Origin of the sequence: Bradyrhizobium diversitatis (assembly GCF_016031635.1) — a bacterium.
Lineage (GTDB): Bacteria > Pseudomonadota > Alphaproteobacteria > Rhizobiales > Xanthobacteraceae > Bradyrhizobium > Bradyrhizobium diversitatis.
In genome coordinates, this window is record NZ_JACEGD010000019.1 from 242,945 (window position 1) to 265,242 (window position 22,298).

Genomic DNA, 22,298 nt, shown 5'->3' on the forward strand with positions numbered 1-22,298 from the left:
CAAGTTGCGTCTTGATTATTTGGCGTCGCCGCGCAAGATTATTCCCGCGCTTCGATTTGGACGATTGTTTTCAACCGGGGGAATATTATGGGTTTCGTCAAATTTACCAAGGGCACCTCGTTGAGCGACAAGGATCGCAAGGCCCTCCAGAAGCTGCTGACCAACGAGAAAAAGAAGCTGCAATCCGCGCTGAAGGACGTCGACGCCAGCCTTTCGATGCTGGGCGGATCGAAGAAGACCAAGAAGAAAAAGAAGTAGAATTCGCCGGCCGGGAGGCCGCAGCAATCTCCAGACTTCAACGTTCGAGCTTCAGTTCTCGGACTTTGGATTTCAGTCTTTGACTTTCGGCCTTTAATTTTCGGCCTTTGGTTTTCGGTCGTGGGCCGCTCGCTGATCGAGTTGGGGTCTCGCACAAGCTTGCGCCTGTAAACCGGCCTGCAAATCGACAAGAATTCGCCTGGGTGGACCGTTAGGAACGGTCCTCTTGGTGATTCTTGCGCAGTTGAATCTTCCGTCAGGACCGGGGATTTGGCCTCGCCTGACGTCATGGGCCCAAGTGATGGCGGACGACAGAATTGAACTCTTTGTCGGGCTGATCGAGACCATTGACAGGCCGGGCGCGGTCGAGGCGTGCCGGCGTCTGCTCTCGGTCGACGAACGAGCCCGGGCCGATCGCTTCATGTTCGAGCGGCACCGGCGGCAATACATCTTCGCACACGCCATGTTGCGCCTCGCACTATCGCAGGTCGCGCGCAACGTCGCGCCCTCCGACTGGTCCTTTGCCGCGGGCCGCTATGGGCGGCCGTTTGTCGCAGCGCCGGTCAGCTCGACCCCGCTGCATTTCAGCCTGTCGCATGCCGACGGATGCGTCGCCTGCGTGGTGTCGCGGCATGAGGCCGTCGGGGTCGACGTCGAAACCGTGTCACGGCGCGTCGCCCCGCTGTCCACCGCGCTCCGCTTCTTTGCGCCGGAGGAAGTCGAAACGCTGCGCGGGCTACCCGAGCCCGCGGCCATCGAGCGCTTCTTCGACTATTGGACGCTCAAGGAGGCCTATCTGAAGGCCAGAGGCTTTGGACTCAATTTGCCGCTCGACGCCTTCGCGATGCAGGTGTCGAGCAAGGCCATCGAGATCAGCTTCAAGCCCGACATCGCCGACGATCCGGACGGCTGGCGCTTCTCGCTGTGCTCGCCATCGCCCTCGCATCGCCTCGCGATCGCCGACGGCTCCCGTGCGGACGGCGGCCTTCCCATCAGCCACCATGCCTGGCCGCTCCAGCAAGCGGCTGAATGATGCCGCCGCGGCTGCGCGTCTTTCCGGCGATTTCACGCAACCGCGATCCCAAGGCCTATGTCGGCGAGCAGATGCGGGTGGCCGGGTTCGCCGACCGCAACGGCTTCGAAGGCATCCTGCTGTTCGAAGGCAATGACGTGTTCGTCGAGCCCTGGGCGATGGCCCAGCACATCATGGCAGAGACGACGCGGAGTTCGCCGCTGATCGCCGTCAATCCGCTCTACATGCACCCGTTCACGGCCGCGAAATTCGTTTCGTCCTTCGCGCAGCTCTACGGCCGCAAGGTCTACCTCAACATGATCACGGGGACGGCGGTCAGCGACTTGCAGGGACTGGGCGACGACCAGTCGCATGCCGATCGTTACGTTCGGCTCGGCGAATACGTCGCGCTGATGCGCCAGTTGCTGGCAAGCCCGCGACCTGTGAACTTCGCGGGCCGGTTCTACCGCGCCAGCAATCTGCAACTTCGTCCGCGCCTGCCCGCGGAGCTGATGCCGGAGTTCCTGATCGCCGGCCAATCCGAGGCGGCCCAGCGCGTCGCGGAGGAGACCGGCTGCATCAAGATGCAGATGCTGCCGCCCGACCTCGATCGCGGGCTCGACGCAGCAGGCATGAGCTTTGGAATTTTCGCGCGCGCGGACCGCGACGAGGCCCGGCTGGCCGCAACGGCGCGCTTCCGCGACAATCAAGATGATCGCGAGCTGCTCGCGCTCACGGTGGAGAACAGCGACTCCGTGTGGAAGCGCCGGCTCCATGAGGGGCAAAGCGGCGAACTTCAGGACAACGGCTACTGGCTGCTGCCGTTCCTGACCTTCCAGGCCGACTGCCCCTATCTCGTCGGCAGCTACGAAGAGATCGGCGCGAAGCTGAAGCAGTTTTCGGCGAAAGGCCTGACCACGATCATGCTCGACATGGTCGCCGACGAGTCCGAGATGCAGCACGTCCGCAAGGCGCTCGCGGCGAGCGGGATGTTTTGAAGCCTTCTCCCTCTCACGCGAGCGGCAATCGCATATGAGGAAACGCGGCAGGAAACTCGCTTGCGGCCATCCTTCGAGACGCCCGCCTCCGGCGGGCCCTCAGGATGAGGGCGCATTTTGCGGCGAGATATCAGACCCTCATGGTGAGGAGCCCGCCAAAGCGGGCGTCTCGAACCATGCAGGCCCGGCCGGCACCCCCACTGTCATATGCGATAGCCCTGCTCGCTTGCGGGGAGAGGCGAAAGAGACCTCACCTTGCTTCTTCGAATCCTGCCAGCACCGAGGTCAGGTTCGCGCCGAGGATATCCGAGAGATAACCGCCCTCCTGCACGAACACGGTCGGCAGGCCCATTTTCGCGATGGCCTGGCCGATGCGGCGGAAGCCGGGCGTGGTGACGGCCAATCCCTTCAGTGGATCGTGCTCGGAGGCATCGAGACCGAGCGCGATGACGAGGGCGCCCGGCGCAAACGACTCGATCGCCTTGCGCGCGAGGTCCAGCGCCTGGATGTAGCCGTCATCGCCGGTGCCGATGGCCAGCGGAATGTTGAGATTGGTGCCGAGACCGGGGCCTTCGCCGCGCTCATGCGCATAACCCCACACGAAGGGGTAATAGGCGGTCGGATCGGCATGGATCGAGATCGTGTAGACGTCGGGCCGGGCATAAAAGATGCCTTGCGTGCCGTTGCCGTGATGAACGTCGACGTCGAGGATCACGACGCGCTCGTGCTTGAGCCGCAGATGCGCGGCGGCGATCGCGCTGTTGTTGAGAAAGCAGAAGCCGCCGGCCATGTCGCGATAGGCGTGATGGCCGGGCGGACGGCACAGCGCGTAGGTCGCGTCCTCGCCGTCCATCACCATCTGCGCGGCGGTGACTGCGACATCGGTCGCGGCACAGGCGGCCGCCCATGTGCCCGGCCCGATCGGCGCCGCGGTGTCGGCAGTGTGCCAGCCGAGCTTGCCGACGATGTGGGTGGGATAGGTTGCGGCATGGCGCACCGGATGGATGTTGCCGATCATCTCCGGACCGGAATCGCCGAGCGCCGTCCAGGCGTCCCAGGCTTCGCTCAGGAACGACAGATATTCCGGACTGTGAATGCGCGCGCGCGGCCCCTGCCCGAACCTGGTCGGCTCGACCAGTTGATGCTTTCCGTCCTTCAATCCCTTGAGCAGGCGGTCGGCACGCTCGGGCTGCTCGGTGGTGCGCTTGACGACACCGCGAACCAGGAAGAATTGCGGATCGTGGCTGCGGTGCAGTTCGGTATGGACGGCTTTCACTCAAACACTCCGTGGTCGCATGCTCTTGAGGGGTGCCACAGATGTCTTGATGCCTGCGACCGCCCGATGCAAGCAAGAAGAATGCCGCACCCATCACGCGGCTCTGCGCCGGAAGCAGATCGCCCGTGACGCTCAGCAACGCCCGCGCTGGAGGCAGTGCTCGCGCCCCTGCTGGTCGGTGCGGAAGGACTCGATGTAACCACCCTGGCGCTGGGTGACAAAGACGGTCTTGCCGTCGCTGCCGCCGAAGGCGAGGTTGGTCGGCTCCTTGCCCTTCAGCGCGATCTCCCGCTCGACGGCGCCACTGGGCTTCATCAGCGCGATCGTGCCCTTGAGAATGCGCGCGACATAGAGACGGCCGGCAACGTCGGTGCGCAGACCGTCGACGGTGTCGGGCTGAAACGACTTGACGAGTTTTGCAGCCGTCAGCTCGTTGCCGCTGATCGCATAGGACCAGATCTGACCGCTGCTGGATTCGCCGACATAGAGCGTCTTGCCGTCCGGACTGAGATCGATGCCGTTGGTGGTGCCCATCGCGCGCGGCGCAGCCATGACCTGGCCCTGCACCGTGCCGTCGGCTCCCTTCGCGATGCGCCAGACGTATCCTTCGCGGCCCTTCCAGTTCGGATCGCTCGCATAGATCGTGCCGTCGCGGGCGATGGTGATGTCGTTGGGCTGGTTCATCTCCTCGGAGTGAAACCAGACGGCCGGTTTGGTCGCGCCCTTCGGGATCGCGAAGATATTGTGCTTCTTGTAGTCGGCAACGAACATGGTGCCGTTCCGATCGAAGCGGATGGCGTTGCCGACACTGCCTTCGGGGAGCACCGTGAACGGCTCCGACGCCGCGCGGCCGGCCGGCAGCCTGCCGATGGTGCCGGGCTTGCCGAGATTGACCACGAAGAGGTTGCCGTCGATGTCGGCGGCGGGCCCTTCGATGCCGAACGTGTATTCTCCCGCAGGCGTCACCTGCACGCTTTCGAACAGCCTGGTCTCGGCCCGGGCGGACGCGGTCGCAATGACGAGAACAACGCTACCGCACAGGCACCAGAAATTCCTGCCGGATGTAATAGCCATCGTCGTCGGTGCACTCGCCGTTCAGATAGGGATCGGCCGGCCGGAAGAATCGGCTGAAGCCGGGTTTGTCTACAGCGCTCCTTTGTGTCACGACAACGACCTTGGCGGCCGGTATTTCGCCGCATTCCTTGTTCGTCCTGCCGTAGAACTTACGCTGCGGCGGACCCGACTTGATCCGCATCCGCGTGCCCGGAACCATGTTCGCGACGAGCAGATCCGCCGCATCCAGCAGACGTTTGTAGCCGGGCTCGGTCTTCGGCAGGCTCTCGCCGCCCGGCGGCATCAGCTTCTCCGCGCCAAGGCCGCGCAGGCGCGTGCGCAGCTTGCCGGCGTCGGGATCGCCCGGATAGATCCAGCCGTCTTGCGACAGCATGAAGCGCAGCACGGCCCCGTCCTTCTCCGTCTCCGATTGACCCGGCGCCAGGCCGAAATCCGCGTGACAGCCGACACAATGCTTCTCGACGAGGCCCTTGCGCAGCGTGGTGAGCCGGGCGCTGTTCTGCGTGTCCCTGGCGACGAAGGCCGCGAGCTGGTCGATCATGGGCTGGCTGCGCATGTCGCAGGGTAGCGGCTGAGGCGCATCGCCCGTGGCGCGATCGATCCGGATCACGGTCTTGTTCTTGTCTTCGACCAGCCAGATCGCGCCGTCCTCGGCGACCGTCATGCCGACGGGCGCACCTTGCGGCCGGGCGCCATTGACGCGGTGCCAGCCTGCAATCAGCTCCTCGAACGGCGCGGCAGCGACTTCGCCGACATCGGTCTGGAAGCTGCGGGTCGGGTCGGCGGCGCAACTGACGTGATAGCGCACCGGCGCCGGGGCAGGTTTGGGGAAGCCGTGATCGTCGACGTCATAGACGAGCAGGCGGCTGCCGGTCGGGCGATAGCCGTGCAGGCCGACCAGCAGCTTGCCTTCGAGTTCCGGGAATTTGCCGCCGTGATAGTACAGCATCGCGAGCGGCGCGCCGTGCGGCGGCAGCAGCGAGAACGGCGCCTTGTAGAGCGCATTGGCCGTGCAGAGCGATTTGTAAATCCCCGATTGCAGCACTCGCCTGAATTCGGGACTCGGCGTCGACAGGTCGTAGCAATAGGGCCAGCCATAGTGCCGGCCCTGCTCGATCGCGTTGATCTCCTCGTTCGGCTTGAAGATGTCAGGCAGATCGCGACCGTTCTCGCCCTGCAGGAAGGCGTAGCCGGCGTCCGGAAACATCGGGTGCAGCGCCAGCGCCATCGAATTGCGCAGGCCGCGCGCATAGACGGTGTGCGGCGGGTCGGGATCGCCAGGCTTCAAGGCCGGAAACACACCGCCCGCCGGCGGCGCGAACAGCCAGATCGAGGCCAGCGCCGACGCGCCCTCGGCCGCCGCACAGGGTTTTGTGATCGGCGCCGGCGTGACGCAGTCGTCGCTGTGCGAGCCGACATTGACGAACAGCCGGCCGTCGCGATCGAACACGAACTGCTTGAGCGGATGCGCGCTCTCGTCGAGCCTGGTGCCATCCGGCAGCCTGATCCGCCGGCCGGGCAGGTGACGGATGATGGTCTCCACCGTGCTCCGCGGATTGTCCGCAAGCGGATCGAACCGGAAGATCGCCTCCGGAGTCGAGGCATAGAGCTTCTTCTCCGGGCCGATGACGAGGCCGAACGGATACTCGATTCCGGTCAGCAGCTCCTTGAAACGCCGCCCCTGTGGCGCGTGCGGGTCGAGCAGCAGCAGTCGTCCATCGGCGTGACCCCAGCCGCCCATGTCGGCCACGACGAACAGGTCGCGGCCGGGCACCTGGACGATCGAACGCGGAAATTCGAGATGATCCTCCTCGCTGGCGACGAGCCCGGCGCAGAATCCCGCCTTCATGTCGATCTGAATCCTGGGAAAAGCGAGATCGCCGCTGCCGCAAACGTCCGTGCCGATCGCATAGCCGCTCTTTCTGACCGGCTCGGAAGAAGCCGGGGCGAAGGCGAGCAGCGCGCCGGCGACGACCGCCGCAAACACGCGCAGGCTTCGGCGTTCGCTCAGGAATGTGAACTGCTTCACGGTGCCCCGACCTTCCCGGAAAACTTTGTTCCATGTCGCCGGAACACCGTCCAGTTGATCATCACCCGCCTGTGATAAAACCTGTAGCGGCTTCCGCAGCGACCAATCTCCGTAGATTCCCTTACCGGGCTCGACCCGAATGTTTCGCAAATGCCTGGGCTGGTATCGATATGCCATCCCGATCGCTTTCTACAGGAGGCGCACATGGTCCAGGTCTATTTCCACTGCTCCAATACCGAGGGCACGCTGATCGACCGCTCCGGCGCCGCCGTGTCCAATCTCACCGAGGCCCGCGACCATGCCGCCCAGATCATGCGGTCGATGATCCTGACGCCGAGCAGCGAAGATTGGCGCGACTGGGTGATTCACGTCAGCGACGATGACGGCGAGGAGATTTTCGATCTCCCGTTCACCGCCATCCTCGGCAAGCCGCATTGAGGTGATGCCATGTTGCTGTCGTCACTGAACCTGCTCCGCCAGCCCCTGACCTTCGTCGCCACCAAATGGCAGACGCTGATCCGGGTCGCGGGCAACCCCTACCGCCCCGAGCTGCACTACATGCGCGGGCCTGGCCCGAAATGGCACGCCAAGCATCCGGCGAGCCGGCTGGACCGCATGCGCTGAGGCGGCGCTTTCGGCGCTTTTTCACACATCTGTATTTTTCGTCATGGCCGGGCCTGTCCCGGCCATCCACGTTCTGGGGATGCGAAGACGTGGATGCCCGGGTCAAGCCCGGGCATGACGAGATTGGGGAGCAGCCCCGCACCTCACCGCCCCGTAAACCTCGCCTTGCGCTTCTCGATGAAGGCATTGCGGCCTTCGATGGCGTCCGCGCTCTTGCGGATCGTGGCCTGGAGCTCGATCTCGCGGCGGAACTGCGCCTCGTAGGTCGCATGCTCGCTCTCCTCGATCAGCGCGCGCGTTGCCACCAAGGCGCGCGTCGGACCATCAGCCAGACGGCCTGCCAGCGTCAGCGCCTCCTCCATCAGCTTGGCATCGTCGACGACCTTCCGCACCAGGCCGATCTCCTGCGCACGTTCCGCCGTCAGCGGCTCGTTCAGCAGCATCAGCTCGAGCGCGCGCTGCCGGCCGACCAGCCGCGGCAGCAGCCAGGTCGAGCCGAGATCGGGCACCAGCGCGATGCGGCTGAACACCTGGATGAAGCTTGCCGACCGCGCCGCGACGATCATGTCGCCAGCCATCGCCAGACTGAAGCCGCCGCCGGCCGCCACGCCATTGACGGCGACCACGACGGGCACGCCGCACTCGCGCAAGGCCTTGAAGGCCGGCCAGTAGAAGCGCATGACGCCGGCGGCGATATCCTCGCCGAGCGCCTCCGATGCCTTCAGGTTCTGGCCCGAGCAGAAGCCGCGCCCGGCCCCGGTCAGGATGAGGGCGCGGACGTCCTCGTTCGTCGTCATCTCGGCGAGGGCGGCGGCGAGCGCGCCGAGCAGGTCCGGCGTCATTGCGTTCAGGCTCGCCGGCTCGTCGAGGGTCAAGATCCCGACCGCGCCATCCCGCGCCTGTTTCACACCAGCCATGTCGCTCCTCCCTTTTGATGTTCTCGTTCTCCGCAATGTGCCATGGTCCGCGCGCTCCGCCAATTGCGGAGCCTCGATCTCAACGCAGCACACAAGACGACATCATGCCTCACCAGTTCAGCCTCAACCAAACCGTCCGCAAGCCCGCCGTCAGATCCAAGGGCGGCATCGTCGCCTCGCAATCGCGGCGAGCGGCCGAGGTCGGCGCCGAAGTGCTGGCGGCGGGCGGCGACTGCGTGGACGCGATCGTGGCAACCACCATGGCGCTGAACGTGCTGGAGCCCTGGAACAGCGGCATCGGCGGCGGCGGTGCGATGGTGCTCTACCGCGCCAAGGAAAATCGCACTGAGGTGATCGACTACGGCATGTGCGCGCCACAGAGTCTGCGTGCTGCCGACTACCCGCTCAGCGGCGAAGGCGCAGCCTCCGATCTCTTCCCCTGGCCGCGGGTGAAGGACGATCGCAACATCCACGGTCCCGGTTCGATCGCCGTGCCTGGCGTCGTCGCCGGGATGGAAGAGGCGCATCGCCGCTACGCCAGAATGCCGTGGAAGGATCTGGTCGCGCCGGCAGCCAGCCTCGCCGGCGAAGGCCTGCTGGTCGATTGGTGGACCACGGTGACGATCTCGGGCTCGGCCGCTGATCTCAGGCGCTATCCTGCCAGCGCAGCGGCGTTCCTGAAGGACGGGCTGCCACCGAGCGCGCCATGGGGTATCAAGGCCGAGACGCGGCTGCCGCAGGACACGCTGAAGGCAACGCTGTCGCATCTCGCCGAGGCCGGACCGCGCGATTTCTACCAAGGCGATCTCGCCAGGAGCATCGCCTCCGACATCAAGGCTGACGGCGGTTCGCTGTCGGTCGAGGACCTCGCCGCCTTCCGCGCGCATTTGCGCGAGCCGCTGGCGATCCCGTATCGCGGCGGCAAGGTGTTTGCGACTCCGGAGCTCACGGCCGGCCCGACCATGGCGCATGCGCTACGCCTGCTGCAGCAGAATTTGAAGCCGGCAGGCACGCCGGACGCGGCCGCCTATGTCGAATATGCGCTCGCCTTGCAGGCTGCCTTCCGCGAGCGGCTCAAGGACATGGGCGATGCCGACGGCAAGCGCTCGCTCGGTGCCGAATATCTCGCGCCCGCCTGCACCACGCATTTCTCCGTGGTCGACCGCCACGGCAACATCGCGGCGGTGACGCAGACGCTGCTCTCGTCGTTCGGCTCGAGATACGTCACGCCGCACACCGGCATCGCCATGAACAACGGCATCATGTGGTTCGACCCGACGCCGGGTACGACCAACTCGCTCGCGCCCGGCAAGCGCTGCCTCTGCAACTACACGCCTGTTATCGCGGAGACGAAGGATGGCAAGCGGCTCGCGGTCGGCGCCTCCGGCGGCCGCCGCATCCTTCCGGCGGTGACGCAGCTCGTCTCCTTTGCGATGGATTTCGGCATGGACCTCGATGCCGCCATCCACCAGCCGCGCATCGATGCGAGCGAGGGCGCGGTGGTGATCGGCGACGCCCGCCTGCCGGCGGAGGTGCGAAAGGCGCTGGCCGCGCGCTTCGACTATGAAGAGAGCCGCGTGCAGGCGTTGCCGCAGAAATTCGCTTGCCCGAGCGTGGTGATGCGCGAGGGCGACACGAATTCCGGCGCGGTCGAGATCTTCCAGCCCTGGGCCGATGCGGTGGCGGAAGGCTGAGGAACGCATCGCTGCGAGATGATGCCAGCACGCGTTGAGCCGATGCGCGCTTGCGCATCTGCGCGAGCGTCACGACTCCTCCACATTTGCAGGGAATTTGGCTGCACATCGTTCGTTCGTTGAACGGACAAGTGCGCTCGCCCACTGGAGGACACAATGAAGAAACTTGCGCTCGCCGCGTCGCTGATCGTTGCGGCTGGCCTCACACTCACCAGCCCCGCGTTGGCCAAGGGCGGCCACGGCGGCGGACACGGCCATGGTCATGGCCATGGCCACGCGATGGGCCATCATTACCATGGCACGCCGCCCGGATGGTACCATGGGCGCAAGGTCGGCTGGCGCGGTCACGGCTGCCCGCCCGGACTGTGGAAGCAGGGCCGCTGCTGACGCCATCTGCAATTCCTGAGAAGGCGCCGCCCGCACAAGGCGGCGCCTTTTTCATATGCCGAGTCGGTCCCGCACGCGGCCCGCAATCACGGCGGTCGTCACGCCGACCGGCCAGAACGCGTGCAGCGGGATCGGCTTGATGCCTGATATAGGCATGTCGATCTCCACCTTGGCGCCGCCGATCAGACGGCGGGCGAGCTGCGCGCCCATCGCGGTCGAGAGCGCGACGCCGCGGCCGTTGCAGCCGAGCGAGATCAGGATGTTCTCCGCGGGCTCGTGCACATGCGGATAGTGATCCCCGGTGATGGCGAGCCGGCTGTTCCAGCCATGGGTCCAGGCGACGCCCTTGAGCTGCGGCCAGAGCCGCTCCGCATAACGCATGAGATAGGCGACGTCATGCGGCGACTTGATCCAGCGCATCGGGCCGCGGCCGCCCATCAACAGACGGTTCTGCTGATCGATGCGGTAGTAGACGGTGATGTGGCCGCTCTCGTAGAGCACGGGACGGGTCGGCATGATCGAACGGGCGACCGCGTCGGAGAGCGGCGCGGTGGCAGCGATCGAGGAGAACACCGGCACGATGGTGCGGCGGAGCGCTGGCCAGAGATCGTCGGTGAAACCGTTGGTGGCGAGCAGGACTTTATCCGCATGCACGACCGCGCGCGGCGTCTCGATGCGCCAGCGATTGCCGTCGCGGCGCAACGACAGCGCCGGTGTCTCACCAAAAACCTTCGCCCCCGCCGAGATCGCCGCGCGCGCAAGGCCACGGGCGTAGCTGAGGGGATGCAGATCGCCGCCGCGCGTGTCCAGCATGGCACCAATGTAGCGGTCGGTGCCGGTCATCTCGCGCAACTGCTCGCGGTTCAGATAGGTCACCGGCATGCCGCGGCGGATGCATTGCTCCGCGGTGTTTTCGATCGCGGCGGCGCTGCTCTCATTGTAAGCCGCGCGCAGCGTGCCGCTCTGCCGCGCCTCGCACGGGATCTGGTAACGGCGGATCAAGTCGTGCGTGAAGTTGGTCGTGCCGTAGGCGAACGCGATCATGCGGCGACCGAGCTCGGGGCCGAAATGCGCCTCGATCTGATCGGGATCGTGCTTCAAGCCGGGATTGGTGTGGCCGCCGTTGTTGCCGGAGGCACCCCAGCCCGGCTCCTGCGCCTCCAGCACCAGCGCCTCGACGCCCTGCTCGGCGAGATGCAACGCGGTGGAGAGGCCGGTGTAGCCGCCGCGGCGCAGGAAGTCCTGCGTGCGCGGATGCTGGGGCTGGTTGAGCAGCGCCTTGGCCGGCCCCTGCTCGACGATGATTCCGCCGTCGATGAACAGCACGCGGTCGGCGACGTCGCGGGCAAAGCCCATCTCGTGGGTGACCACGACCATGGTCATGCCGTCGTCGGCGAGCTTGCGCATGACGCCGAGCACGTCGCCGACGAGCTCGGGGTCGAGCGCCGAGGTCGGCTCGTCGAACAGGATGGCCTTGGGCTGCATCGCGAGCGCCCGCGCGATCGCGACGCGCTGCTGCTGGCCGCCGGAGAGCTGCGGCGGATGCGCATCGGCCTTCTCGGCGAGCCCGACCTGGGCGAGCAGCGTGCGGCCGCGCTTGAGCGCCTGCGCGCGCGACTCTTTCTTCACATAGAGCGGCCCCTCGACCACGTTCTCCAGCGCCGTGCGGTGCGGGAACAGATTGAAGCGCTGGAACACCATCGAGACCTGGGTACGAATGTCCACGATCGACGGCGCGTCGCGGTCGACCTTGAGGCCCTCGACGCTGATCTCGCCGCGGTCGTAGCTTTCGAGGCCGTTGATGCAGCGCAGGATGGTGGACTTGCCGGAGCCGGACGGGCCGATAATGCAGACCACCTCGCCCTTCTGGACGGAGGCCGTGATGCCCTTGAGCACCTCGACCTTGCCGAAGCTCTTGTGGACGTCGCTCAGCTCGATCATCGCTTGCCGGCCCGCTTCTCGAAGTGACGGACCAGCAGGATCAGCGGAATGCTCATGGTGAGATACATCAGCGCCACCAGCGTGAAAACGCTGGTGTTCTTGAAGGTCGAGGAGGCGATCAGCTTGCCTTGCAGCGCGAGCTCAGCCACCGTGATGGTCGAGGCCTGTGAAGAGTCCTTGAGCATCATGATCATGACGTTGCCGTAGGGCGGCAGAACGATGCGCACGGCCTGCGGCAGCACCACGCGGCGCATGGTGAGCCACCAGCCCATGCCGATCGACTGCGCCGCCTCGATCTGGCCCTTGTCGATCGCCTCGATGCCGGCGCGGAAGTTTTCCGCCTGGTAGGCCGAATAGGCGATGCCGAGCCCGAGGATCGCGGCCTGCAAGGCCGACAGCGTGACGCCGAGATCGGGCATCACGAAGTAGAGGTAGAACAACAGCACGATGATCGGGATGCCGCGGATCACGTTGATCAGGCTGGCGCTGAGCATCGACAGCGCCTTGATGCCGGAGACGCGCATCATCGCCCAGACGAGGCCGAGCACCGTCGAGAGCAGCAGCGAGCCGATCGTGACGACGATCGTCAGCGCGACGCCGTTCATCAGAATCGGGAAGAACTCGACGGCGTCGTGCCAGAAGCCTTTCATCGGGCAGCCTTCGGTGAGCCGTTATCAGCCCTGGGCCTTCAGGCCCCATTTATCCAGGATCTTGTCGATGGTACCGTTGGCTTTCAGCTTCGCCAGCGAGGCGTTGATCTTGCCGAGCAACGCGCTCTCGCCCTTGCGCACGCCGATGCCGACCGAGCCGACTGTGACCGGCTTGTAGCCGTCGACGAGGCGCACCTCGGGGAAACCGCCCTGCTTCAGATTGTAGGCGAGGATCGGATAGTCGGCGTAGCCGGCCTTGAGGCGGCCGGTGTTCACGTCGCGCAGGATGTCGGGGATGGTGTCGTAAGCCTTCACCTCGGCAAACAGGCCGGATTTTTTCAGCGCGTCGACGAAGGCGGTGCCGACCTGGGCGCCGACCGTCGTGCCTTTCAGATCCTCCTGCGTGGCGTAGGCCTTGGTGTCGGTCTTCGGCACCACGAGGCCTTCGCCGTAGCTGTAGATCGGGTCGGAGAAGTCGACGACCTCCTTGCGCGGCGGCGTGATGAACATCGCAGCCGCAATGATGTCGATCTTGCTCGAGGTCAGCGACGGGATCAGGGCCGAGAACTGCATCGGTTCGATCTGCACGTTGAACCCGGCATCCTTGCCGACCTCGGTGATGAGATCGACCATGATGCCCTGGATGGTGTTGGTCTTGGTGTCGAGGAAGGTGAAGGGAATGCCCGTCGGCGTCGAGCCGACCTTCAGCACCTGTTGCGCCGAAGCCGGCACCACGGCTGCAATTGCGAGTGCCGCGATCGCGGCCAGACCAAAACGCTTCATCGCATCCCCCTTTGGGCCCGGCCGGTAGCGGCGCTCGCGCATGTCGTGATCAGACGTTGCGAGCCAAGCCATTTCGGCCTATTTTCACCAATATGAAAATTTGGTCATACTTTCACGAACGATGCAAGCGGTTTTCATGCACATGAAGGAAGCGGTTTGACGTGAGCGGTGGCAAAAGAATGCGCAAACCGGCCGCCGCAAAGCCGGCTAACAAGGTGAAGGCCGTCGCCAAGCCGGCCGAGCCGGCGATGGACGTCGCCGTCGGCCGCCGCATCAGGGATCTCAGGCGGATCAGGCAATTCTCGCTGGAGACGGTCGCCGCGCGGACGGACCTGTCGATCGGCTTCCTCAGCCAGATCGAGCGCGGGCTGTCGTCGCCGTCGCTGCGCGTGCTGGCAACGCTCGCCGACGTGCTCGGCGTCGGCATCGCCGCGCTGTTCGGCGCGAGCCCGGGCGCCGACGGCGGCTCCGACCAGGTGGTCACGCGCGGCCCGCAGCGCCCGGAGCTCAAGCTCTGGCGCACCGGCGTATCAAAACAGCTGCTGAGCCCGGCGAGTAGCGACAACAAGCTCAACTTGTTCCTGGTGCATCTGGAGCCCGGCGGCTCCACCGGCGATGAGCTCTACACCCATGATGGTGAAGAGGCCGGACTCGTGCTCGAAGGCGAGATGATGCTGACGGTCGACAGCGAGACCTGGTCGCTGAAGACGGGCGACAGTTTTCGCTTCGCGAGCCGAAGGCCGCACCGGTTTTCGAATCCGGCGAACGATGCGAAGGCCGTGGTGCTGTGGGTGAATTGCGTGACGGGGGCGGGGTGACTTCTCTCCCTCTCCCCGTTCTTACGGGGAGAGGGTTGGGGTGAGGGGCCGCTTCCGCAAAGACGGAACAGCGGGACTCGCGAAGGCTCCCCCTCACCCGGAATTTGCTGCGCAAATTCCGGCCTCTCCCCGCACGCGGGGAGAGGCGAAGAAATTACCCGAACCGGTGCTTGTACCGCTCCACCGTCAGCGCACTGACGTCGATCTCAGGCTTCCTGCCCGACAGCATGTCGGCGAGCACGCGCCCAGAGCCGCAGGACATGGTCCAGCCCAGCGTGCCGTGGCCGGTGTTGAGGTGGAGATTGGCGTATTGGGTCGGGCCGATCACGGGCGGGCCGTCCGGCGTCATCGGGCGCAGGCCGCTCCAGAACGTCGCCTTGGCGAGATCGCCGCCGCGCGGGAACAGGTCGGTCAGGGAATGATCGAGCGTGGCGCGGCGCGCGTCATAAAGCTTGTCCGAGAAGCCCGAGATTTCGGCGGTGCCGCCGACGCGGATGCGATCGCCGAGGCGCGTGATCGCGACCTTGTAGCTCTCGTCCATCACGGTCGATTCCGGCGCGCCGGAGGCGTCCTTGATCGGCACCGTGATCGAATAGCCCTTAACCGGATAGACCGGCAGCGAGATGCCGAGCGGGGCTGCCAGCCGCGACGACCAGCTGCCGAGCGCGAGCACGTAAGCGTCCGCCTGCAACAGGCCGGCGCTGGTCGCGACGCCGCTGACGCGGGCGCCCTCGGTGTCGATGCGATCGATGCCGGTGTTGAACAGGAAGCGCACGCCGAGCGCCTGGGCATGCTTGGCAAGCGACTGCGTGAACATGTGACAGTCGCCGGTCTCGTCCTGCGGCAGGCGAAGGCCGCCGACGAACTTCTCCTTCACGCCGCCGAGCGCCGGCTCGACAGCAATGCAGCCCTCACGGCTCAGCACCTCGAAGGGCACGCCGTACTGCTTGAGCACCGCGATGTCCTCGTCGGTGCCGTCGAGCTGCGCCTGGTAACGGAACAGCTGGAGCGTGCCCTGCGCGCGATCGTCATATTGGATGCCGATGTCGCGGCGCAGGTCGCGCAGGCAATCGCGGCTGTATTCCGCGATCGGAATCATCCGGCTCTTGTTGACCGCGTAGCGCTCGCTGGTGCAGTTGCGCAGCATCTTGAGCAGCCAGACCCACATCACGGGATCGAGCTTCGGGCGGATCACCAGCGGGCCGTGCTTCATCAAGAGCCACTTGACCGCCTTCACCGGCACACCGGGGCCGGCCCAGGGCGAGGAATAGCCGGGCGACACCTCGCCGGCATTGGCGAAAGAGGTCTCCAGTGCCGGCTCCGGCTGGCGGTCGACGACCGTCACGTCATGGCCGGCACGAGCGAGGTAGTAGGCAGAGGTGACACCGATGACACCGCTGCCGAGGATCAGAACTTTCACGCTTCGTCAAACTCCCGCGGCATCACGCTCGCCGCTGCAAGGAAACAACTCGCAACGGCGAGAGCAATTATCAGGCCACCCGCTTGATGGCGTCGCCGAGGATCGAGACCATCTGGTCGATGTGGCTCTTCTCGACGATGAGCGGAGGCGACATCGCGACGGAGTCGCCGCCAGTGCGAAGGTAGAGGCCGTTGTTGAAGCAATCGACCAGCATGTCGTAGCCGCGCGCGCCGACAGCGCCGTCACGCGGCGCCAGCTCGACCGCACCCATCAGGCCGCAATTGCGGATGTCGACGACGTTCGGCAGCCCCTTCAGCGAATGCAGCGCATCGCGCCAATATTCGGCGAGCGAGGCACCGCGCGTGAGCAGGCCCTCGTCCTTGTAGATGTCGAGGGTCGCGATGCCGGCGGCACACGCGACTGGATGCGCCGAATAGGTGTAGCCGTGGAACAGCTCGATCTGGTTCTCCGGGCCGTTCATCATGCCGTCGTAGATCGTGCGGCTGGCGAACACCGCGCCGCAGGGCACGGTGCCGTTGGTGATACCCTTGGCGGTCGTCATCAGGTCCGGCGTGACGCCGAAGAAGTTGGCCGCGAACGGCGTGCCGAGGCGGCCGAAGCCGGTGATGACCTCGTCGAAGATCAGCAGGATGCCGTGCTTGTCGCAGATCGCGCGCAGGCGCTGCAGATAGTTCTTGGGCGGCGGCAGCACCGCGGTCGAGCCCGGCACCGGCTCGACGATGACGGCGGCGATCGTCTCCGCGCCGTGCAGGGCGACCAGACGCTCGAGATCGTCGGCGAGCTCGGCGCCATGCTCGGGCAGGTCCTTGGCGAAGGCGTTGCGGGTGAGATCATGGGTGTGGCGGATGTGGTCGACGCCCGGCAGGAGGGTGGTGAAGGCACGGCGGTTGGCAACCATGCCGCCGACCGAGGTGCCGCCGAAGCCGACGCCGTGATAGCCGCGCTCGCGGCCGATCAGGCGGGTGCGGCTCGCCTGGCCGTTGGCGCGGTGATAGGCGAGCGCGATCTTCAGCGCGGTGTCGACCGACTCGGAGCCGGAGTTGGTGAAGAAGACGCGGTCGAGGCCATCAGGCGCGACCTCGGCGAGCCGCTCGGCGAAGTCGAACGCCAGCGGATGGCCCATCTGGAACGACGGCGCGAAGTCCAGCGTCATCAGCTGGCGCTCGACGGCGGCGGCGATCTGCTTGCGGCCGTGGCCGGCATTGACACACCAGAGGCCGGCAGAGCCGTCGATCACCTGGCGGCCGTCGACGCTTGTGTAGTACATGCCCTCGGCCGAGGAGAACAGACGCGGCGACTTCTTGAACTGCCGGTTGGCCGTGAACGGCATCCAGTACGAGTCGGTCTTGATGGTGTTCGGAATCTGATGAAGGGTCACGGCCGCGCTCCTTTGCTGACCCAATAGCTGAGACACGGTTTCGGAACCGCAACAAGTCCTTTTCTGGTGACCTGCAAGCCATTGATTCGACTTGGCCCTTCGGTCCATATTTGCGCGATCCGCAACACCTGCAACAGGGGCCAGGGGCATGAGCGTCGACATCGGTGGACGGCTGCGATTCATCCGGGCGCGCCACAAGCTGTCGCAGCGCGAACTCGCCAAGCGCGCCGGCGTCACCAATTCGACGATCTCGCTGATCGAATCCAATCAAATGAACCCTTCGGTCGGGGCGCTCAAGCGCATCCTCGACGGCATCCCGATGGGGCTCGCCGAGTTCTTCGCGCTGGAGCCGGAGTCGAGGCGCAAGATCTTCTACCGTGCCGAGGAACTCACTGAAGTCGGCAAGACGCCGATCTCCTATCGGCAGGTCGGCGACAATCTGTTCGGCCGCAGCCTGCAGATCCTGAAGGAGCGCTACGAACCCGGCAGCGATACCGGCCGTGTGCATCTCGTCCATGACGGCGAGGAAGGCGGCATCGTGATCTCGGGCAAGCTCGAGGTCACCGTCGAGGACGAGCGCCGCATCCTCAACCCCGGCGATGCCTATTATTTCGAGAGCCGCCGGCCGCATCGCTTCCGCTGCGTCGGCGGCAAGCCCTGCGAAGTAATCTCGGCCTGCACGCCGCCGACGTTTTGAAGGCGCGATAAGGTATCCGGACTCTTACGGAGTCACCGGTTTCTTACGGAGCTTGAGCCATCTCAATTTCCCCGGGCCGCACCGCTATATATTGCGAACCATAGCCGAGCAGCCTGGCGCAAAAGGTGCTGAGGTTATCGCCCGGAGTCCCAGGCACGCCGGGGCGGCTTCGTAACAGGGCTCGCAGATGAAGATCACGCTCGCCAATGCAGAAGCTGCGCTCGACGAAGTCCAGCGCGACGCCGACAAGCTCCATTCGCGCGAGCTGCGCAAGGTCATCGCCGAATACATCGAGATGCAGCGCGAGGCGCTGAAGGCGCTCCGCAAGAAGCTGCATTGACGAGATGCGACGGAGCGAGAAGATCTCGCCCCGTCCTTTTTTGCCTCAAAGCTGCGTCAGCAACTCCTCGATGCGGATCGGAAAGCGGCGGACGCGCACGCCGGTCGCGTGCCAGACCGCGTTGGCGACCGCGCCGGCGCTGCCGGTGATGCCGATCTCGCCGACGCCCTTGATGCCGAGCGCGTTCACATGCGGATCGTGCTCCTCGACCGTGATGACGTCCAGTGGCGGCACGTCGGCATTCACCGGGATGTGGTACTCGCCGAGATTGGCGTTCATGATCCGTCCGCTGCGCCGGTCGGTGATGGCCTCCTCGTGCAGCGCGAACGACATGCCCCAGATCATGCCGCCGAACAGCTGGCTCTGCACCATGCGCGGATTGACGATGCGCCCGGCCGCGAAGGCGCCGACCATGCGGGTGACGCGGACCTGGCCGAGATCGGGATCGACTTTCACTTCCGCGAACACCGCGCCGTGGGCGTGCATCGCATATTCCTCCATCGCGGCAGGGTTCGGCGCGCCGGTGCCGCGCGCCTCGACCTCGGCGACGCCGGCGCGCGCGAGGATCTCGGAATAGCTCTCGCCGCGGCTCTCGTCGTCACGCCGGATCAGCCTGCCATCGCGCGCGATCACGCCGGCATTGCCGGCGCCGAACAGCGGCGAGCGTTCGTCATTGGTGGCGAGATCGGCAAGCCTGGCAATCACGGCCGCTCCGGCACTGTGGATCGCGGCACCGGCGGTGGCCGTGTGCGCCGAGCCACCGGCGATGCCGGCATCCGGCAGGTCGGATGTCCCCGCCTTGAACTCCACGCGGTCGACATCGAGGCCGAGACCGTCGGCCGCGATCTGGGCGAGCGCCGTCCAGGCGCCCTGCCCCATGTCGTGCGCGCCGATCTCCATCACGCCGGAGCCGTCGCGGCGGATCGCCGCGCGGGCTTCGGCCTGGAACATCAGCGCCGGGAAGGTCGCCGTGCCCATGCCCCAGCCGACCAGCAGGCCGGCATCGTCGCGCATCTGCCGCGGCCGGAGCGAACGTTTCGCCCATCCGAAGCGCGCCGCGCCCTGCTCGTAGCAGGCGCGCAGGGCTTTTGAAGAGAACGGCTTGCCGGTGATCGGCTCGATCTCGGCGTAGTTCTTCAGGCGGAAGGCCAGCGGATCCATGCCGCAGGCCCAGGCCATCTCGTCGATCGCGCTCTCCAGCGCAATCGAGCCGGTCGCCTCGCCCGGCGCACGCATGAACAGCGGTGTGCCGGTGTTGACGCGCACGGCATCATGCGAGGTGCGGATCGCCGGCGCCGCGTAGAGCGTGTGCGAGGCATCGGCGGCCGGCTCGTAGAAATCGTCGAACGTGCTCGACACGGTCCGCGCATGGTGATCGAGCGCGGTCAGACGCCCCTCGCCATCGGCGCCGATGCGCAGTCGCTGACGCGTCGGCGCGCGATGGCCGACCGGGCCGTACATCTGCTCACGGCGCAGCACCAGCTTGATCGGCCTGCCGACCAGCTTGGCTGCCATGATGCCGAGGACGGGCGGACCGCCCATCAGCCCCTTGGAGCCGAAGCCGCCGCCGAGGAAGGGACTGCGAATCTGGATCTTGTCGTGCGCGATGCCGAACAGTTCGGCAATGCGCGCCAGCGACAGCATCAGTCCTTGGGTCGGCATGTCCACGGATAGCCTGTCGCCATCCCACTGAACCACGATCGCATGCGGCTCCATCGCGTTGTGATATTGCGGCGGCGTCTCGTAGGTCGCCTCGATTCGCTTCTCGGCCGAGGCAAGGCCCGCCTCGACATCGCCGCGGTGATTTTCGGTGGGATTGCCGACGCCGACAACGGGCGGCACGAAGCTCTCGCCGGCATCGAGCCCGACCAGCGGAGGCAGCGTCTCGTAGCGCGGCGCCAGCAGCGCCGCGCCTTCCGTTGCGGCCTCCAGCGTTTCCGCGATCACGACCGCGATGGGCTGGTTGGCGTAACGGACTTCGTTGCTGTGCAACGCTTCCATCCGGAACACGAACGGATTGGTCTTGATCTCCGGATCGATCGCGAGCTCCGGCTTGTGGTCCGGCGTCATGACGTCGACGACGCCAGGATGGCGCTTCGCGGCGGCGACATCGAGCGAAGTCACGCGGCCGCGCGCGATGCTGGACACGGCGATCACCGCGAACAGCATCCCGGGCGGATGATTGTCGGCGGCATAGGTCGCTCGCCCCGTAACCTTGAGGACGCCGTCACGACGGGTCAGCGGCTGGCCGATGTTCGAGCCGTGCCTGAGATGGGCGGGCGCGCTGGTCAGGTTGAGCTCAGGCATGGATGGCTCCGGAGGTCGCGGCAAAGGGAGAGGCCGGCAGCGCGGGGATACGCGCAGGCGTGCCGGCGGCGGCGAGTAGCAGCGCGCGCACGACGATGCGGCGCGCGAGCTCGATCTTGAAGGCATTGTCGCCGGACGGTTTTGCGTCGGCGAGCGCCCGCCAGGCCGCCTCCTGGAACGCGTCGGCCGTGGGCGCAACGTTCCTGAGCACGTCCTCCGCGCCCCGGGCGCGCCAGGGCTTTGCGGCGACGCCGCCGAGCGCAAGCCGCGCCTCCGCGATCTTGCCGTTCTCGATCCGCAGCGCAGCTGCGGCCGATACCACGGCGAAAGCATAGGACGTGCGCTCGCGGACCTTGAGGTAGCGCGCATGCGCGGCAAAGCCGCGCGCGGCGGGCGGCAGACGCACGGCGACGATGAGGTCTCCGGGCTCGAGCGCGGAGTCGCGCTCGGGCGTATCGCCGGGCAGGCGATGCAGTTGATCCAGCGCGATCTCGCGCCGGCCGCCCCTGCCCTCGATCTCGACGACGGCGTCGAGCGCGACCAGCGGCACGCCGAAGTCGGACGGATGCGTGGCGATGCAGCTCTCGCTCCAGCCGAGCACGGCATGGCTGCGGTTCTCGCCGTCGCGTGCGTCGCAGCCGCTGCCGGCCTCGCGCTTGTTGCAGCGGCTGGCGGTGTCGTAGAAATACGCGCAGCGTGTCCGCTGCAGCAGATTGCCGCCGACGGTTGCGGCGTTGCGCAACTGAGCCGACGCGCCGGAGAGCAGGGCCTCGGCGACCGCGGGATAGGACCTTGCGAAGTCCGCATCGTGCGCGAGATCGGCGTTGCTGACGAGTGCGCCGATACGCACACTGCCGTCGGCGAGACGCTCGATCTGATCGAGCCCATCGAGATGCGTGACGTCGACCAGCCGATCCGGACGGCTGACGCCGCCCTTCATCAGATCGAGCAGGTTGGTGCCGGCAGCAAGAAAAACAGCGCCCGGCAGAGCGGCGGCGGCAACGGCCTCTGCGACCGTGGCGGGCCTGACGTAATCGAACGGCTTCATGCAGAGCGCCTCTGATTGGATTCGTCCATATGTCCTTGCGCCTCCAGCACCGCATCGACGATGCCGGCATAGGCGCCACAGCGGCAGAGATTGCCGCTCATACATTCGCGGATGCGTTCGGGATCGTTGCCGGCCTGCGCCTCGCTCATCATGCCGATGGCGCTCATGATCTGGCCTGGCGTGCAGAAGCCGCATTGAAAACCGTCATGGGCGATGAAGGCGGCCTGCACGGGATGAAGCTGGTCGCCGCGCGCGACGCCTTCGATGGTGAGGATGTCGGCGCCGTCGTGGCTGATGGCGAGCGCGAGGCAGGAATTGATGCGCTTGCCGTCGACGAGGATAGTGCAGGCGCCGCACTGGCCGCGGTCGCATCCCTTCTTGGTTCCGGTCAGATGGAGGCGCTCACGCAGGAGATCGAGCAGCGTGACGCGTGGATCGTCGAGGACGAAATCGCGCCGCGCACCGTTCACGGTGAGGCTGATGGAGTGGTTCATACAAGGCTCCGATCAGATATGGACATGAGTCATCGCGCAGCGCGCCACCGCCGTGGCCGCCGTCGATACCGCGCCGCCCGAACACGATGCGGGCCGACGCTCGACCGAAGATACGGAGGCTTCCTCCGTTTA

At 66.0% G+C, this 22,298-nt stretch carries 21 protein-coding genes and 2 pseudogenes; 10 read left to right on the forward strand and 13 right to left on the reverse strand.

Annotated features, from left to right (window positions below; translation table 11 throughout):
* The first annotated feature begins 87 nt into the window (after positions 1-87).
* From H1B27_RS22000 to H1B27_RS22010, 3 genes are all read left to right on the forward strand, one after another.
* On the forward strand, positions 88-258 hold the full coding sequence (locus H1B27_RS22000; RefSeq protein ID WP_165936361.1) for a hypothetical protein: 171 nt from the start codon (positions 88-90) through the stop codon (positions 256-258).
* Between the two features lie 301 nt (positions 259-559).
* Positions 560-1,291: a 4'-phosphopantetheinyl transferase family protein gene (locus H1B27_RS22005; protein ID WP_197967497.1), complete on the forward strand. Its 732-nt coding sequence runs from the start codon at positions 560-562 to the stop codon at positions 1,289-1,291.
* Complete coding sequence (locus tag H1B27_RS22010; protein WP_197967498.1) at positions 1,288-2,268, forward strand: LLM class flavin-dependent oxidoreductase; 981 nt, start codon at positions 1,288-1,290, stop codon at positions 2,266-2,268. The genes H1B27_RS22005 and H1B27_RS22010 overlap by 4 nt, the downstream gene beginning before the upstream one ends.
* A 250-nt stretch (positions 2,269-2,518) precedes the next feature.
* On the opposite strand, the gene H1B27_RS22015 is transcribed toward H1B27_RS22010, so the two are convergent.
* From H1B27_RS22015 to H1B27_RS22025, 3 genes are all read right to left on the reverse strand, one after another.
* Positions 2,519-3,544 (reverse strand): histone deacetylase family protein, encoded by a 1,026-nt coding sequence (locus H1B27_RS22015; protein ID WP_197967499.1) that lies wholly within the window; start codon positions 3,542-3,544, stop codon positions 2,519-2,521.
* 132 nt (positions 3,545-3,676) lie between these two features.
* Positions 3,677-4,618 (reverse strand): SMP-30/gluconolactonase/LRE family protein, encoded by a 942-nt coding sequence (locus tag H1B27_RS22020; protein WP_197967500.1) that lies wholly within the window; start codon positions 4,616-4,618, stop codon positions 3,677-3,679.
* Positions 4,575-6,647 carry a PQQ-dependent sugar dehydrogenase gene (locus H1B27_RS22025; RefSeq protein ID WP_197967501.1) on the reverse strand — a complete coding sequence of 691 codons (2,073 nt, stop codon included), beginning with the start codon at positions 6,645-6,647 and terminating at the stop codon, positions 4,575-4,577. The genes H1B27_RS22020 and H1B27_RS22025 overlap by 44 nt, the downstream gene beginning before the upstream one ends.
* 204 nt (positions 6,648-6,851) lie before the next feature.
* Here H1B27_RS22025 and H1B27_RS22030 point away from each other — a divergent pair, with 204 nt between their 5' ends.
* Both H1B27_RS22030 and H1B27_RS22035 read left to right on the forward strand, forming a co-directional pair.
* A complete protein-coding gene (locus H1B27_RS22030) occupies positions 6,852-7,085 on the forward strand; it encodes a DUF6894 family protein (RefSeq protein WP_061879376.1) in 234 nt (77 codons plus the stop codon).
* 9 nt (positions 7,086-7,094) lie between these two features.
* Positions 7,095-7,271, forward strand: coding sequence for a hypothetical protein (locus H1B27_RS22035; RefSeq protein WP_197967502.1), 177 nt, complete (start codon positions 7,095-7,097; stop codon positions 7,269-7,271).
* A 143-nt stretch (positions 7,272-7,414) separates the two neighbouring features.
* On the opposite strand, the gene H1B27_RS22040 is transcribed toward H1B27_RS22035, so the two are convergent.
* Positions 7,415-8,188 carry an enoyl-CoA hydratase-related protein gene (locus H1B27_RS22040; protein WP_197967503.1) on the reverse strand — a complete coding sequence of 258 codons (774 nt, stop codon included), beginning with the start codon at positions 8,186-8,188 and terminating at the stop codon, positions 7,415-7,417.
* A gap of 104 nt (positions 8,189-8,292) precedes the next feature.
* Here H1B27_RS22040 and H1B27_RS22045 point away from each other — a divergent pair, with 104 nt between their 5' ends.
* Positions 8,293-9,882, forward strand: a complete 1,590-nt coding sequence (locus H1B27_RS22045) for a gamma-glutamyltransferase family protein (protein ID WP_197967504.1) — start codon at positions 8,293-8,295, stop codon at positions 9,880-9,882.
* Between the two features lie 156 nt (positions 9,883-10,038).
* Complete coding sequence (locus H1B27_RS22050; protein ID WP_197967505.1) at positions 10,039-10,269, forward strand: hypothetical protein; 231 nt, start codon at positions 10,039-10,041, stop codon at positions 10,267-10,269.
* A 51-nt stretch (positions 10,270-10,320) separates the two neighbouring features.
* Here H1B27_RS22050 and H1B27_RS22055 read toward each other — a convergent pair.
* The 4 genes and pseudogenes from H1B27_RS22055 to H1B27_RS22070 form a co-directional block, all read right to left on the reverse strand.
* Positions 10,321-11,496 (reverse strand): annotated as a pseudogene (locus tag H1B27_RS22055) (NAD(P)/FAD-dependent oxidoreductase); the annotation flags it as partial.
* Positions 11,497-12,210 (reverse strand): annotated as a pseudogene (locus H1B27_RS22060) (amino acid ABC transporter ATP-binding protein); the annotation flags it as partial.
* The gene (locus H1B27_RS22065) at positions 12,207-12,860 is read right to left on the reverse strand and encodes an amino acid ABC transporter permease (RefSeq protein WP_061879382.1); all 654 of its coding nucleotides are present in this window, start codon (positions 12,858-12,860) and stop codon (positions 12,207-12,209) included. The pseudogene H1B27_RS22060 and the gene H1B27_RS22065, both read right to left, overlap by 4 nt.
* Before the next feature lie 24 nt (positions 12,861-12,884).
* Positions 12,885-13,643, reverse strand: coding sequence for an ABC transporter substrate-binding protein (locus tag H1B27_RS22070; protein WP_061879415.1), 759 nt, complete (start codon positions 13,641-13,643; stop codon positions 12,885-12,887).
* 179 nt (positions 13,644-13,822) lie between these two features.
* Between H1B27_RS22070 and H1B27_RS22075 the strand changes: the two genes are divergently transcribed.
* Positions 13,823-14,461, forward strand: a complete 639-nt coding sequence (locus tag H1B27_RS22075; protein WP_197967506.1) for a helix-turn-helix domain-containing protein — start codon at positions 13,823-13,825, stop codon at positions 14,459-14,461.
* Between the two features lie 154 nt (positions 14,462-14,615).
* Here H1B27_RS22075 and H1B27_RS22080 read toward each other — a convergent pair whose 3' ends face one another.
* On the reverse strand, positions 14,616-15,881 hold the full coding sequence (locus H1B27_RS22080; RefSeq protein ID WP_197967507.1) for a D-amino acid dehydrogenase: 1,266 nt from the start codon (positions 15,879-15,881) through the stop codon (positions 14,616-14,618).
* Between the two features lie 70 nt (positions 15,882-15,951).
* Positions 15,952-17,280: an omega-aminotransferase AptA gene (aptA, locus tag H1B27_RS22085; protein ID WP_197967508.1), complete on the reverse strand. Its 1,329-nt coding sequence runs from the start codon at positions 17,278-17,280 to the stop codon at positions 15,952-15,954.
* Positions 17,281-17,428: 148 nt separating this feature from the next.
* On the opposite strand from aptA, the gene H1B27_RS22090 reads away from it, so the two are divergent.
* Positions 17,429-17,977: a cupin domain-containing protein gene (locus H1B27_RS22090; RefSeq protein ID WP_197967509.1), complete on the forward strand. Its 549-nt coding sequence runs from the start codon at positions 17,429-17,431 to the stop codon at positions 17,975-17,977.
* Between the two features lie 187 nt (positions 17,978-18,164).
* A complete protein-coding gene (locus H1B27_RS22095) occupies positions 18,165-18,317 on the forward strand; it encodes a hypothetical protein (protein ID WP_197488712.1) in 153 nt (50 codons plus the stop codon).
* A 45-nt stretch (positions 18,318-18,362) separates the two neighbouring features.
* Here the strand turns inward: H1B27_RS22095 and H1B27_RS22100 are convergent, their stop codons facing one another.
* From H1B27_RS22100 to H1B27_RS22110, 3 genes are read right to left on the reverse strand one after another with little or no spacing between them, the layout of a single operon-like run.
* A complete protein-coding gene (locus H1B27_RS22100) occupies positions 18,363-20,624 on the reverse strand; it encodes a xanthine dehydrogenase family protein molybdopterin-binding subunit (RefSeq protein ID WP_197967510.1) in 2,262 nt (753 codons plus the stop codon).
* On the reverse strand, positions 20,617-21,672 hold the full coding sequence (locus H1B27_RS22105) for an FAD binding domain-containing protein (RefSeq protein ID WP_197967511.1): 1,056 nt from the start codon (positions 21,670-21,672) through the stop codon (positions 20,617-20,619). Before H1B27_RS22105 ends, H1B27_RS22100 begins: the two co-directional genes overlap by 8 nt.
* The gene (locus tag H1B27_RS22110; RefSeq protein WP_061879389.1) at positions 21,669-22,166 is read right to left on the reverse strand and encodes a (2Fe-2S)-binding protein; all 498 of its coding nucleotides are present in this window, start codon (positions 22,164-22,166) and stop codon (positions 21,669-21,671) included. The genes H1B27_RS22105 and H1B27_RS22110 overlap by 4 nt, the downstream gene beginning before the upstream one ends.
* Between the last annotated feature and the right edge of the window lie 132 nt (positions 22,167-22,298).